General features: G+C 59.0%; 13 protein-coding genes. 10 read left to right on the forward strand and 3 right to left on the reverse strand.

Annotated elements, in window-relative coordinates; genetic code table 11:
• The first annotated feature begins 88 nt into the window (after positions 1–88).
• The 9 genes from murA (at position 89) to FHW77_RS09275 (ending at position 6,548) form a co-directional block, all read left to right on the forward strand.
• Entirely contained in the window at positions 89–1,381 is a 1,293-nt protein-coding gene (gene murA, locus FHW77_RS09235; protein WP_004439925.1) for a UDP-N-acetylglucosamine 1-carboxyvinyltransferase, read from the forward strand.
• A 114-nt stretch (positions 1,382–1,495) separates the two neighbouring features.
• Positions 1,496–1,936, forward strand: a complete 441-nt coding sequence (locus FHW77_RS09240) for a DUF2948 family protein (protein ID WP_004439923.1) — start codon at positions 1,496–1,498, stop codon at positions 1,934–1,936.
• A 120-nt stretch (positions 1,937–2,056) separates the two neighbouring features.
• Entirely contained in the window at positions 2,057–3,355 is a 1,299-nt protein-coding gene (hisD, locus tag FHW77_RS09245) for a histidinol dehydrogenase (RefSeq protein ID WP_004439919.1), read from the forward strand.
• 3 nt (positions 3,356–3,358) lie between these two features.
• Positions 3,359–3,832, forward strand: a complete 474-nt coding sequence (locus FHW77_RS09250) for a UPF0262 family protein (protein ID WP_004439916.1) — start codon at positions 3,359–3,361, stop codon at positions 3,830–3,832.
• 2 nt (positions 3,833–3,834) lie between these two features.
• Complete coding sequence (locus tag FHW77_RS09255) at positions 3,835–4,323, forward strand: arsenate-mycothiol transferase ArsC (RefSeq protein ID WP_044459974.1); 489 nt, start codon at positions 3,835–3,837, stop codon at positions 4,321–4,323.
• Positions 4,324–4,467: 144 nt separating this feature from the next.
• Entirely contained in the window at positions 4,468–4,686 is a 219-nt protein-coding gene (gene infA, locus FHW77_RS09260; protein WP_003503453.1) for a translation initiation factor IF-1, read from the forward strand.
• Between the two features lie 31 nt (positions 4,687–4,717).
• Positions 4,718–5,341, forward strand: a complete 624-nt coding sequence (locus FHW77_RS09265) for a Maf-like protein (RefSeq protein WP_004439909.1) — start codon at positions 4,718–4,720, stop codon at positions 5,339–5,341.
• Between the two features lie 3 nt (positions 5,342–5,344).
• Complete coding sequence (yacG, locus tag FHW77_RS09270) at positions 5,345–5,572, forward strand: DNA gyrase inhibitor YacG (RefSeq protein ID WP_004439907.1); 228 nt, start codon at positions 5,345–5,347, stop codon at positions 5,570–5,572.
• Positions 5,573–5,711: 139 nt separating this feature from the next.
• Positions 5,712–6,548 (forward strand): DUF6030 family protein, encoded by an 837-nt coding sequence (locus FHW77_RS09275; protein WP_004439904.1) that lies wholly within the window; start codon positions 5,712–5,714, stop codon positions 6,546–6,548.
• A gap of 12 nt (positions 6,549–6,560) precedes the next feature.
• Here FHW77_RS09275 and galE read toward each other — a convergent pair whose 3' ends face one another.
• The 3 genes from galE to mscL all read right to left on the reverse strand — a co-directional run bounded on the left by galE (position 6,561) and on the right by mscL (position 9,670).
• Entirely contained in the window at positions 6,561–7,592 is a 1,032-nt protein-coding gene (gene galE / locus FHW77_RS09280) for a UDP-glucose 4-epimerase GalE (protein WP_004439901.1), read from the reverse strand.
• A gap of 334 nt (positions 7,593–7,926) precedes the next feature.
• Positions 7,927–9,093, reverse strand: a complete 1,167-nt coding sequence (locus tag FHW77_RS09285) for a pyridoxal phosphate-dependent aminotransferase (protein ID WP_004439899.1) — start codon at positions 9,091–9,093, stop codon at positions 7,927–7,929.
• Between the two features lie 148 nt (positions 9,094–9,241).
• A complete protein-coding gene (gene mscL, locus FHW77_RS09290) occupies positions 9,242–9,670 on the reverse strand; it encodes a large conductance mechanosensitive channel protein MscL (protein WP_004439896.1) in 429 nt (142 codons plus the stop codon).
• A gap of 217 nt (positions 9,671–9,887) precedes the next feature.
• Between mscL and FHW77_RS09295 the strand changes: the two genes are divergently transcribed.
• Complete coding sequence (locus tag FHW77_RS09295) at positions 9,888–13,397, forward strand: PAS domain-containing hybrid sensor histidine kinase/response regulator (RefSeq protein WP_034496313.1); 3,510 nt, start codon at positions 9,888–9,890, stop codon at positions 13,395–13,397.
• Positions 13,398–13,440 lie beyond the last annotated feature (43 nt).

A 13,440-nucleotide genomic window follows, 5' to 3' on the forward strand; every position in this document is an offset into this window, starting at 1 on the left:
AAAATTGAAACGCCGCGGAAATTCGTCTAAGGACGCGCCTTTCCGCAAGGCACGATAAAGAAAGGCGGGCACAGGCCCGTAGGGACGCATGGATCGCATCAGAATTACGGGTGGCAACAAGCTCAACGGCATCATCCCCATCTCCGGCGCCAAAAACGCCGCCTTGCCGCTGATGATCGCATCGCTGCTGACCAGCGATACACTGACGCTCGAAAACGTTCCGCATCTGGCTGACGTGGAGCAGCTGATCCGTATCCTCGGCAATCATGGCGTGGATATTTCCGTGAATGGCCGCCGCGAAAGCCAGGGCGAAGCTTATTCCCGTACCGTGCATTTCACCTGCCGCACCATTGTCGATACCACCGCTCCGTACGAGCTGGTCTCCAAGATGCGTGCAAGCTTCTGGGTCATCGGCCCGCTTCTGGCGCGTGAGGGCCGCGCCCGCGTCTCCCTGCCTGGCGGCTGCGCCATCGGCACGCGTCCCGTTGACCTGTTCATCGAGGGCCTGCAGGCGCTCGGCGCGACGATGGAGATCGATGGCGGCTACATCAATGCCTCGGCCCCCAAGGGCGGCCTCATCGGCGCGGTCTATACCTTCCCCAAAGTTTCGGTTGGCGCGACGCATGTGATGCTGATGGCTGCAAGCCTTGCCCGCGGCACAACCGTCATCCACAACGCCGCCCGCGAGCCCGAGGTTGTCGATCTGGCGCACTGCCTGATCGCAATGGGCGCGAAGATCGAAGGCGCCGGCACCTCCACCATCACCATCGAAGGCGTTACCTCGCTTTCCGGCGCGCGCCACCGGGTTTTGCCCGATCGTATTGAAACCGGCACCTATGCCATGGCAGTGGCCATGACCGGCGGTGATGTGGTGCTGGAAGGGACGCGCGCATCGCTGCTCGACAATGCACTTGATACGCTCCGGCTCGCAGGCGCCACGATCAGCGAGACGGAAACCGGCCTGCGCGTGGTGCGCAACGGCAACGGCATTCAGCCGGTCGATGTCGTCACTGAACCGTTCCCCGGCTTCCCGACAGACCTGCAGGCGCAGTTCATGGCGCTGATGACCCGTTCCCAAGGCGTTTCCCACATTACCGAAACGATCTTCGAAAACCGCTTCATGCATGTGCAGGAGCTTGCCCGGCTCGGTGCGAAGATTTCGCTTTCCGGTCAGATGGCCCGCATCGAAGGCGTTTCCCGCCTCAAGGGTGCGCCTGTGATGGCGACCGATCTGCGCGCTTCCGTGTCGCTGGTCATTGCCGGCCTCGTGGCCGAGGGCGAGACCATGGTGTCGCGCGTCTATCATCTAGACCGCGGCTTCGAACGCCTCGAGGAAAAGCTCACCCGCTGCGGCGCGTTGGTCGAGCGCGTCAGCGATTGATCCATTCATCGCCGCTCATCCGTTTTCTACCCGTTGCACAGCGGGCCGGGACTGCCTATTTCCATTGTAAGTCATGGAAATAGCGGTCCTCACCGCACAAGAAGGAAGAAAAAGATGAGCGGCCTGAAATTGCTCGCGCTGGATACTGAAGATCTCTCCGTCATCTCGACCCATATGCAGGACAGTGTCTTCAAGCTGAAGGATGTTGCCTTCGAGCCGAAACACGGCCAGTTCACCTTTTCCGCCAACCGTTTCGTCTGGGAAAGCGCCGATAAAAAGCACCTGCCACCGGAACGCTGCCGCACAGTTGTTTTCCTGAAGCGTGTCTCCGCCGTTCGTTCGCAGTCCATCAACCTGGCCGACAGGGAGCAGGTTCTTTCGCTTCTGGCGATACGTTTCACACCGAATGGCGAAGGCCCGGATGGCCTTGTGGAACTGGCCCTTTCCGGCGGCGGCACCATCGCGCTTGATGTCGAATGCATCGAGGCGCAGTTGACTGATGTGAGCGGTGCGTGGGAAACCGCCACCAAACCGCATCATCCCGACAGCGAATAAGCTTTCCGGACTGTCGGGACGGTTGCCTTTCCGTCCCGTTTCGATTTATGCCACATACCAGAGCTGCAATCGTTCTGCGGTAAGTCGTGCACCCCGTGGGGACAATGAAAGGGTAATGGCGTGGCAATCTGGCTGGAGCAGGCATCGGCTGATTTCGAACAGAAATTCGCTGCCTTCCTGACAACCAAGAGAGAAGTTTCCGAAGACGTCAATGCGACCGTTCGCGACATCATCAATGATGTCCGACATCGCGGCGATGCGGCCCTCGCCCATTACTCCCGGAAATTCGACGGCATCGATTTTGCCGCGGTGCCGATGCGGGTAACGACTGATGAAATCGATGCGGCGATTGCCGCCGTCGACACGAGCGTGATCGAAGCGCTTGAACTCGCAGCCCGGCGTATCGAAAAACACCATGCGCGACAGATGCCGAAGGACGATATTTACGAGGACGATATCGGCGTCGGCCTCGGCTCGCGCTGGACCGCAATCGAGGCCGTGGGCCTTTATGTGCCCGGCGGCACGGCCAGCTATCCAAGCTCAGTGCTGATGAATGCCGTGCCCGCCAAGGTTGCCGGTGTGGAGCGCATCGTCATGGTCGTGCCCGCGAATGGCGGCGCGGTCAATCCGGCCGTTCTGGCTGCCGCGCGTATTGCGGGCGTCGAGGAAATCTATCGCATCGGTGGCGCGCAGGCCGTGGCGGCACTGGCTTATGGCACTGAAACCATCGCGCCGGTCGCCAAGATCGTCGGCCCGGGCAATGCTTATGTGGCGGCCGCCAAGCGTCAGGTCTTCGGCACTGTCGGCATCGACATGATCGCCGGCCCTTCCGAAGTGCTTGTTATCGCCGACAGGGATAACGACCCCGACTGGCTTGCTGCCGATCTTCTGGCACAGGCGGAGCATGATCGTGGTGCACAATCCATCCTGATCACCGATGATGCCGAGCTCGGCAAGGCGGTGGAAGCAGCCGTCGAGCGGCAGCTGAAGCGTCTCTCGCGTTCCGAAACAGCAGCGGCGAGCTGGGCGGATTTCGGCGCGATCATTCTGGTCGAAAAGCTCACCGATGCCATTCCGTTGGCCAATCGGATCGCCGCCGAACACCTGGAACTTGCCATCGATGACCCGGATGCGCTAATGGCCCACATCCGCAATGCCGGGGCGATTTTTGTCGGGCGCCATACCCCCGAAGTGATCGGCGATTATGTGGGCGGTTCCAACCATGTTCTGCCGACGGCGCGCTCGGCCCGTTTTTCCTCAGGCCTTTCGGTGCTGGATTTCGTCAAGCGCACGTCCATCCTGCGCCTTGGTCCCGAGCAGCTGCGCCAGCTTGCGCCGGCAGCCATCACCCTTGCCCGTTCCGAGGGGCTGGACGCGCATGCGCGCTCCGTCTCCATCCGCCTCAACCCGGAAAGTTAAACGATGGCGTCAGGCGACTTCCGGCTCTGCGACGTGGTACTGGACGACAGCATCGGCCGGTCCACGCCCGACGTGGAGCATGAACGCGCCGTCGCTATTTTCGACCTGATCGAAGAAAATACCTTTGAGCCTGCCGGACATGACGGCGGGCCGTACCGGCTTTATATATCGCTCGTCGATTCCAAACTGGTTTTCTCCATCAAGACCGAGGACGACAGGGATGTCTCCACCCATATCCTGTCGCTGACGCCGTTCCGCCGCATCATCAAGGATTATTTCCTGATCTGCGAAAGCTATTACGAGGCGATCCGCTCGTCTACGCCGAGCCAGATCGAGGCGATCGACATGGGCAGGCGCGGTATTCACAATGACGGCTCGCAGACACTGATGGACCGGCTCTCCGGCAAGATAAAGGTGGATTTCGACACGGCGCGCCGGCTCTTCACCCTTGTCTGTGTGCTTTATTGGCGGGGTTAGAGATGAGCGATCCTGCCGCAGCGCCAAACGAGGGACGAGCGCCGAAATCGGTCCTGTTCATGTGCGGCATGAATTCCATCCGCTCCCCCATGGCCGAGGTGATCGCCAAACGATTGGTCGCGCCCGGCATCTACATCCAGTCCGCAGGTGTGCGGGCGGGCGAGCGCGACCCCTTCGTGGATGCGGTGCTGGAGGAGCAGGGTTTTTCGCTCGGCAAGCACAAACCGCGTACTTTGGACGAGATCGAGGATGATTTTTTCGATCTGATCATTACATTAACACCAGAAGCTCATCACGCCGCACTGGAACTGACGCGCTCGAACTCTCTCGATGTGGTCTATTGGCCCACCATGGATCCGACGGTGGTCACTGGCACGCGGGAGCAAATACTCGACGCCTATCGTGAGGTGCGGGACCATCTTGCAAAACTGATTACCGAACGCCTGCCGAAGCGGCAACAGCCGGTGGCGGATACGCTTTCAAAAGACTGAAAACTGCCTCGGCCTGTTAAAATCGATCGCGATTTTCAAGCCGATGCTTTAGAGGTTCACAAATGTGCCGGGATTGTGTAGTTTCCGCGCAATTTTCCCGGACAGGACACGGTCCGGCACTATCAACAGGAAGAAAACCCTTACATGACAAAAGAAGAAGTCCTTGAATTCCCGGGCATCGTAACCGAATTGCTGCCGAACGCAACATTCCGCGTGAAGCTTGAGAACGACCATGAAATCATCGCCCATACGGCGGGCCGCATGCGCAAGAACCGCATCCGCGTTCTCGCAGGCGACAAGGTTCTGGTCGAAATGACGCCTTACGACCTGACCAAGGGCCGCATCACCTATCGCTTCAAGTAATCCGTTTCCGCATCCTACGCCCGGCAGCGCAATGACGAATTCAAAACAAAAGCTCGTTCTCGCTTCTGGATCGCCGCGGCGTCTGGAGCTGCTGCATCAGATCGGCATCGAGCCGGCTCGCCTGATGCCGATGGATATTGACGAGACGCCCGTCAAGCTCGAGCATCCGCGAACGCTCTGCCGCCGTCTTTCCTTGCAGAAAGCGGAAGCGGCACAGGCGGCGCTGAAAAACGAGCAGGCCTGGAAGGACGCCTATGTCCTGGGGTCCGACACGGTCGTTGCTGTCGGTCGACGTATCGTGGGCAAGGCGGAATATACGGAAGAGGCTTCAGCGGCGCTGCATCTTCTTTCCGGGCGCAGCCATTGGGTCTATACCGGCATCTGCCTCGTAACCCCGGGCGGCAAGATCCGGCAGAAGGTGGCGGAGACCAAGGTACGCTTCAAACGCCTGTCGACCCGTGAGATCGATGCCTATATCGCTTCCGGGCAATGGCGCGGCAAAGCGGGCGCTTATGGCATTCAGGGCATCGCCGGTGCGTTCGTGCAGAAATTGACGGGCTCTTACACCAATGTCGTCGGTCTGCCGCTCTATGAGACCATGTCGCTTCTTGCCGGTGAAGGGTTCGAGGTGACGTCTGGCTGGCTGGAGGGATAGGCTGTGGCAAAATCCTCCACCGAAGGCGCTGGAAACGTTACGCCGCTCCGCAAATCCCAACCGTGCCCGGAATGCGGCCGACCATCGACACGGGAAGACTACCCGTTCTGCTCGGATCGCTGCCGCTCGCTCGATCTCGCCCGCTGGCTGAACGGTTCCTACGCCATTCCCGTAGCGGATGATGAGAGCAGCGCCGGCGGACGGGATGGTGACAAGAATTCCTCCGACTGAGGACATCCGCCGGACATTCCGGCGGAACCAGATATTTTAGAACTTTTACTCGCAATTGATATTCGCCGGACCGCCAATGGTCCGATAATTCGCTCCAAACCGGCTGATGCCTATAACAGACAGCCAACAAGGTCCCATGATGGACGCAGGCCCGCAAAAGAGAGTCAGTCTCCGCGCGCTGCTTGTTGCGGTGCTCGTCGTCTGTTTCGCCATATCGGCCACGGTTCTGCTCGCCAATGACAAAAAGCACCTGAGAAGCCTGCTCACCTATCTCAATCTGGCGCCCGCTCCTCTTTCCGCCGTACCATCTGCCAGGGCAAAACCCGTCAAACGGCAGAAGCTTGCCGCGAGAACCATTTATCTGCCACCTCACCTGCTGAAATTCGAGCGCAATGGCGCCAGAGCGTCTTTCGCCCGCGATTTCATCATCTCCGGCAAAGACCTTTGCGACCGGTTCACGGCCGAAGGCTTCACCAGCCCGCGAGGCTGGCACCCTAGTCCGGTGAATAACCGCAGCTTCGAATGTATGGCCGATCTGGGCGAGGCAACGACGGCGGACCCGGCTGGCGCGGCATCGCTTTTCCTGGAAATCCGCGGCGAGGTTTCCGGGGAAATCCGGTCCGTCAGGCTGAAGGCAGTTGCACCGCAGACATCGGCCGGACGCGCTGTCAACGCGAAGCTTGCGGCAGCACTTGCCATGATTATCGAGCAGACCCGTTGGAGAGATATTGGCTCGGTGCTTGAACCGGCGCAGAAGATGCAACAGTATCAGGCGCGACACTTCGGCATTTCGGCTTCCGTGAAGCCGGAACCCACCGCGCCGCACCGCGTGAATGTGATTTTGCTCGCGACCGAAACTTCGGCCGGACTGAAGCTGACACGCGGCTTCTTCGATCGTGATCGATGGCTTCGCCCCGCCAGCGCGTCAGACCGCCCGACTGACTATCGTTCCGTCAAGAAAAACAGGGCAAGGTGATGCGCAGCCGGTTCATCCTATCGCCGCCAGTTTACGCCGTATTGGAGGAATCATCTCGTTTTTCTGGGCCTGGCGCTTGGCCTCCCATTGCAACGCGGTGCGGACGATGGTCGAAAGATCGTTGAAGCGCGGACGCCAACCAAATTCTGACTGGATCCGTCCCGAATCCGCCACCATGGTGGCGATGTCGCCGGCCCGGCGCGGACAGTGGATGACCGGAAAATCATGTCCGGATTCCCGCTGCACGGCATGCAGGACGTCAAGCACCGAATAACCGACGCCATAACCGCAATTGAGCGTTCTTGTGCCGCCGCCGGCGCGCAAATGGGCCATGGCCAGCATGTGCGCTTCGATGAGGTCGCTGACATGGATATAGTCGCGAACGCCGGTGCCATCGGCCGTCGGATAATCCGTCCCGTAAACCTCCACGTGATCCCGGCGCCCGGTTGCAGCTTCGCATGCCACCTTTATGAGATTAGCGACGCCTGTTGGCGAAGGTCCGGCGCGACCCTGGGGGTCGGCTCCGGCCACATTGAAGTAACGCAACGCCACGTAGTTGAAGTCATGTGCGCGCACGACATCGCGCAGCATGATTTCAGAAGCGAGTTTCGACAGACCGTAGGGATTTTCGGGGCTGAGGACCGCCGTTTCCGGCACCGGGCCTTCGAAAGGCTGGTTTCCATACACAGCGGCTGTGGAGGAGAAGATGAAATTGCGGATATCATTCCGCACCGCGGCAGCGACAAGCGCGCGGGTGGTGCCGGTGTTGTTTTCGTAATATTCGAGCGGCCGGCTGATGGATTCGGGAACGCTGACGGAGCCGGCGAAATGGAAAATGGTCTCGATCTGATTTTCTTCGAAAATCTGGTCGAGCAACGCGGGATCCGCCGCATCGCCGAGATAAAAACGCGCCGCTGGCGCGACGGCCCAGCGCGATCCGGTCGAAAGCCGATCGACAACGACGACTTCTTCCCCGGCATCGAGCAAAGCCCACACCATGTGGCTTCCTATATAACCGGCCCCACCCGTGACCAGAACAGCCATGACACTACTTCCCTGTTTGCTTTTCTTGAGCTCATCAAAGCCAATAATTCTTCATCATTGATTACTTGCACAGCGAATACCCAACCAATCCTCCGCCTCTGTGAAAAGGTGGCTTACGATTGGTTAGTGCGATGCAAGGCATTTTATTTATTGTATGAAAATGTTCTCATAGACGGAACGAGGGCGCATTAGCACAAAAAAACCCGCACGTCGATGGCTACGCCGTGGGGTTGTAATTTTCGCGCTTCGGCGTGATGCCCAAAGGCGCGCCGGACAGAGTCGTGCCGATGCTATGTAGGCGCCGTGAAAGGGCAGAGATGCCCGCGAGCGAGGCTTACCGACTAAGGATGTAAGAGGCCAGCCTGTCGGCCGCGTCTTCTATCTGCCTGGGGTTGCGCAGGAAGCAGGCGCGGAGGAACAATTCTCCCCCCGGGCCGAAAGCAGTTCCGGGCGCAAGGCCGACGCCGGTCTTATCGACGATATCAATCGCGGTTGCGCGGCTGTCCGTCACTCCATCGATCTTGAGGAAGGCATAAAGAGCGCCATCCGGTTTCAGAGTTTCGACGCGGTTCGTTGCAATCAAGGCGTCACAGAGAATATCGCGTGAGGTCAAAGCGCGCTCGTAATTCTCGCGAATGAAACCATCGCCCTTGTCGAGGGCCGCGACCGCGCCGCGCTGCATGAATTGCGCCACGCCTGACGTGGAATATTGGATAAGGTTTTCGATCACCTGGCCGATGACTGGCGGAGCGACAAGCCAGCCGACCCGCCAGCCGGTCATCGACCAGTTTTTCGAGAAGGAATTGGCGAAGACGATCTTGTCGTCCGGCTCCATCACATCGAGGAAGGACGGCGCGTGGCTGCCGGAATAATGATAAAGCGCATAAATCTCGTCGGCGACGATCCAAAGATCATGTTTGCGGGCAAGCGCCAGAACATCACGGAGATTGTCTGCCGTCGCTGTCCATCCAGTCGGGTTGGAAGGCGTATTGATGAAAAGCGCCTTGGTCTTGCGGGTAATCGCGCTTTCCAGCCTGTCGATATCGAGATCCCAGCGGCCATCACGAAAATCGATGCCGACCGGAACCGCCTTCGCCCCTGCCACACCGATGGCGGCAACGATATTGGGCCATGTGGGTGAAAGATACACCATCTCGTCGCCCGGTGACGTCAATGCCTGAACGGCAAGCACAATCGCCTGCATACCTGAACCGGTCGCATAAAAATGCTCCGGCGGCAGCGATGCCGCGAAATGGCGTTCGTAATAACGGCTCAGCGCCTGGCGCAGTTCTGGAATACCGCGCTGCCAGGTATAGAAGGTCTCGCCATTGTTCAGACCATCGATGGCGGCCTGATTGATGAAGTCGGGGCTTGGCAGATCGCCTTCGCCAACCCACAGCGGCAGGAGGTTGTCCCGCCCCCGGGCGTAATTCACGACTTCGACAATACCGCTCTCGGGAGCCGCCAGAGAGCGTGCACTCAGACTGTTCAAAATGGACATTAAAGACACTCCGTTTGGTGCCTTCTTATCGCATCGCACCCGCCATGTGCATGATAATCCGTGAGGCGGCCATGGATTTTCTTTATGGATCATCCCGGCAGGAGATCGCCGGCCGCATGGGCCGGCGGTTAAACCAGATTTATCTGGCTCAGCGCGTCTTCAGCAGATCGCGAATTTCGGTAAGCAGCCTCACGTCCTCCGGCGGCGGGGCAGCTGCCGGCTTTTCCTCGACCTTCTTGCGTTCGACGGAATCGCGAAGCTTATTGACGCCCTTCACCATCAAGAAAATGATCCAGGCGAGGATGAGGAAGTTGATGAGAACGGTCAGAAAGTTACCGTAAGCGAAAACGGCGCCCTGCTCGCGGGCTGCGGCGAGCGAGGTGGCATTGACGTTAGAGCTCAGTGGCAGGAAGTAGTTCGAGAAGTCGAACCCGCCGAAGATTGCGCCGACGATAGGCATGATAAGATCGTTGACGACGGAGTCGACGATCTTGCTGAAAGCGGCACCGATAATAACACCCACGGCAAGGTCCATGACATTGCCGCGGGCAATGAAGGTTTTAAATTCGTTAAGCATTCAGATTGTCCCTCTCGTGCTTTGCGAGCTGAAGCTATGTGACTGTCCCTACACCTTCAACCATACAGATTCCCTTACACTTTTGGAATTCGTCAAGATTGCATTTATCGGGTTTTTTGCGCGCTGATCTTGAACTTTATGATCAGACCGCGCTCATTCTCAATGGCGCGGATTTCGCCTATGCTTGATATCAGGAAACTCTTGCATGGGAGGATGCGTGCTTCCTGGGTGGATCATATTCGGTTCGGCTTTCGCCTATATCCTGCTGCTGTTTGCTGTTGCGAGCTACGGGGACAGGAAGAGCCGTAAGAGAAACGCGCCGAAAAAGGGGCGTCCGTTCGTCTATGCGCTCAGCCTTGCGATCTATTGCACCTCCTGGACCTATTTTGGTGGTGTTGGGCTTGCAGCCGACAAGGGACTGGAATTTCTTGGCATCTATACCGGGCCTATCCTTGCCTTCACCCTTGGCATGCCAATCATCCGACGCATCGTTGAGCTTGCCAAAACGGAAAAACTGACCTCGGTTGCAGACTTCATTGCCGCCCGTTATGGCAAGAATTCCACCGTGGCGATGATTGTCGCCATCATCGCGCTCGTCGGCGCCATTCCCTATATCGCGCTGCAGCTGAAAGCGGTTTCCAGCTCGGTGGCGACGATGGTCGACCCCGGTGATTACGGCATCGGCAGCGGCAACCTCTACTTCCTCGATCTGCCGCTTGTTGTCACCATTGTCATGGCGGGCTTCGCCGTCATGTTCGGCACCCGCCACACGGATGCAACCGAACATCAGGACGGGCTCATACTGGCGATCTCGATGGAATCGCTGGTCAAGCTCGTCGCCATGTGCACCGTCGGCTTCTATGTGCTCTTCGTGCTCTTCGATGGTCCCGCGCATCTATGGCAGCTCGCCTCCGCCAATGAACAGGCGATGCAGGCCATCTCCTATCACACGCCCGTCAGCCGCTGGATCGTCATGACCCTGCTTTCCGGCTTCGCCATCATCCTGCTGCCGCGTCAGTTCCATGTCACAGTCGTGGAAAACCGGACGCCGGAAGAGTTGCGCATGGCGGGGTTCCTGCTACCGCTCTATCTCATCGCCATCAACATCTTCGTACTGCCGATCGCTCTTGCCGGCATTCTGACGCTCGGCGCCAATGGCGACGCCGATCTCTACGTGCTGCAATTGCCGCTCAACCATCAGATGCCGGTCGTGTCCCTGATCACCTTCATCGGCGGTTTTTCGGCCGCGACCGCGATGGTGATCGTCGCGTCGGTCGCGCTGTCGATCATGATTTCCAATGACATTGTCATGCCGATCTTCCTGCGACAGAAGCTGTTGAATCGCTCACCGCACCGGGACAACTTCGCCAAGACCCTGCTCAACATCCGCAGAACGGCGATCTTTGCCGTTATGCTGCTGGGTTATGGTTATTATCGCGCCGCCGACAGCGCCACGGGTCTTGCCTCCATCGGCCTGCTGGCCTTCGCTGCAATTGCCCAGATGGCCCCTGCCCTTTTCGGCGGCCTCTTCTGGCGGCGGGCCAATGCGCGCGGCGCAATCGCGGGGTTGAGTTCCGGCTTCTTCGTCTGGGCCTATCTGCTTTTCCTGCCGAGCTTCGGCGGGCCTGACAATTCCGAGGTTGCGGCGAATATTCTCGGCTTCCTGTTTTCCGGCAGCACCGTGTTCAACGGGCCTGAAGCCGATCCATTCGTGAATGCAGTCATTCTCAGTCTTCTCGTCAACAGCATGGCGTTTGTACTCGGCTCGCTTTCGCGCAATCCAAGACCGGTAGAACGCATTCAGTCCGGCATCTTCGTCAAGCGTCATTCAAAATCGCAATTCGCCACCCGCGGCTGGAAAACCCGTGTCAGCGTCGGCGATCTGAAAAGCGCGATCGCCCGCTATCTCGGCGAAGAGCGCATGCTCCGTTCATTGGCCACCTATGAAAAAACGGCCGGCAGAAAGCTGAATGACGACCAGCCGGCGGACATGGCGCTGATCCACTTCTCCGAACAGTTACTCGGCAGCGCCATCGGCTCTTCCTCCGCCCGCTTGGTGCTCTCGATCATTCTGCAGAAGGCGGAAGACACCAGCGCAGACACGGCGTGGCTGCTCGACCAGGCAAGCGAAGCGCTGCAGTATAATCAGGACATGTTGCAGACGGCGCTGGCGCAGATGGACCAGGGTATCGCCGTTTTCGATAGCTCCCAGCAACTGACGATCTGGAACCGGCGCTTTCGCACTCTTCTGGACCTGCCCGAGCAGTTCGGCCAGGTGGGCGTACCACTAACCGACATCGTCTCCATGCTGCAGGAACGAGGCGACATGCCGGCCGGTGATACGGAACAGTTGATCACCAGCTTTCTGACCATGGACCTGCCATTCCCTCTGGTGCTGGCGGGCGGCGAACGCATCATCGAGGTGCGCTCCAACACGATGCCGGACAAGGGCATTGTCGCAACCTTCACCGACATTACCCAGAGGGTGGCAAGCGATCAGGCGCTGAAACAGGCGAATGAAACGCTGGAACAGCGTGTAGTGGAGCGGACCGCCGAACTGACCCGCGTCAACCGCGCGCTGGCTGAGGCGAGAGCGGCAGCCGACGAGGCGAACATCGGCAAGACGCGGTTTTTCGCCGCCGCCGGCCACGATATTCTCCAGCCATTGAATGCCGCCCGTCTCTACTCATCCTCGCTGGTCGAACGGCTCGGAGAATCGGGAGAAAGCGAACTCGTGCAGAATATCGACTCAGCGCTGGAATCGGTCGAGACCATCCTTGGCGCGGTGCTCGATATTTCCCGTCTGGACACCGGCTCGATGAAGGCGCGCATGACATCCGTTCCGCTGAACGACTTGCTGAAGCGGATCGAGACCGATTTTGCGCCGATGGCGCAGGAGAAGAACCTCGACCTCGTGGTCATGCCGACTTCGCTGACGGTACGGTCTGATCCCAACCTCCTGCGGCGTCTAATACAGAACCTGGTTTCCAACGCCATCAAATACACGTTGAAGGGCAAAGTGGTTGTCGGCGCGCGCCGCCGGGGCGGCGAAGTGGTCATTCAGGTGACGGACTCCGGCATCGGCATACCCGCCTCCAAGTTCCGCACGGTCTTCAAAGAATTCGCCCGGCTGGACGAAGGTGCAAAAACGGCCTCGGGGCTCGGCCTTGGTCTTTCCATCGTCGACCGGTTGTCGCGCATGCTGCACCATCCGGTTCAATTGATTTCCACGCCGGGCAAGGGCACGACCTTCCGTATTCACCTCACGCGTGAGGAAGATCGTGTCGCACCCGCGAAGTCGGGCGGCCTCATCGCCAATCCTGCTGCCAGCGATCGCCTCCAGGGCGTGCGGGTGCTGTGCATCGACAACGAGCCGAAAATCCTTGAGGGCATGACGCTGTTGCTGACGGGATGGGGCTGCGACGTTTTACCAGCGGGATCCGTGGCGGCGCTGGAAGAACCATTTCTTTCTCTGACCGCAGCACCCGACGTCATCGTCGCTGATTATCATCTTGATGATGGCGATGGCATCAGCGCCATCCGCCTCATCAGGACATTTTATGGCAAAACGATCCCGGCTCTGCTGGTAACGGCAGATCGTAGCCCGGAAGTGCGCAGCGATGCCGAAAAATACGGAATTGCCGTCCAGCACAAGCCGGTGAAACCGGCGGCGCTGCGCGCCTATATCAACCAGATATCCAGTACCGTGCGGGCAGCGGCCGAGTAAAAACTCCCGGACCTTGCGATCCGGGAGCGGTATCTATCTTCAA

This window comes from Agrobacterium sp. RC10-4-1, assembly GCF_014138475.1.
Taxonomy (GTDB): domain Bacteria; phylum Pseudomonadota; class Alphaproteobacteria; order Rhizobiales; family Rhizobiaceae; genus Agrobacterium; species Agrobacterium pusense.

Coding starts and splice junctions, on each gene's coding strand:
- murA (WP_004439925.1), top strand. CDS start 89: ATGGATCGCATCAGAATTACGGGTGGCAACAAGCTCAACGGCATCATC.
- FHW77_RS09240 (WP_004439923.1), top strand. CDS start 1,496: ATGAGCGGCCTGAAATTGCTCGCGCTGGATACTGAAGATCTCTCCGTC.
- FHW77_RS09250 (WP_004439916.1), top strand. CDS start 3,359: ATGGCGTCAGGCGACTTCCGGCTCTGCGACGTGGTACTGGACGACAGC.
- FHW77_RS09255 (WP_044459974.1), top strand. CDS start 3,835: ATGAGCGATCCTGCCGCAGCGCCAAACGAGGGACGAGCGCCGAAATCG.
- infA (WP_003503453.1), top strand. CDS start 4,468: ATGACAAAAGAAGAAGTCCTTGAATTCCCGGGCATCGTAACCGAATTG.
- FHW77_RS09265 (WP_004439909.1), top strand. CDS start 4,718: ATGACGAATTCAAAACAAAAGCTCGTTCTCGCTTCTGGATCGCCGCGG.
- FHW77_RS09275 (WP_004439904.1), top strand. CDS start 5,712: ATGGACGCAGGCCCGCAAAAGAGAGTCAGTCTCCGCGCGCTGCTTGTT.
- galE (WP_004439901.1), bottom strand. CDS start 7,592: ATGGCTGTTCTGGTCACGGGTGGGGCCGGTTATATAGGAAGCCACATG.
- FHW77_RS09285 (WP_004439899.1), bottom strand. CDS start 9,093: ATGTCCATTTTGAACAGTCTGAGTGCACGCTCTCTGGCGGCTCCCGAG.
- mscL (WP_004439896.1), bottom strand. CDS start 9,670: ATGCTTAACGAATTTAAAACCTTCATTGCCCGCGGCAATGTCATGGAC.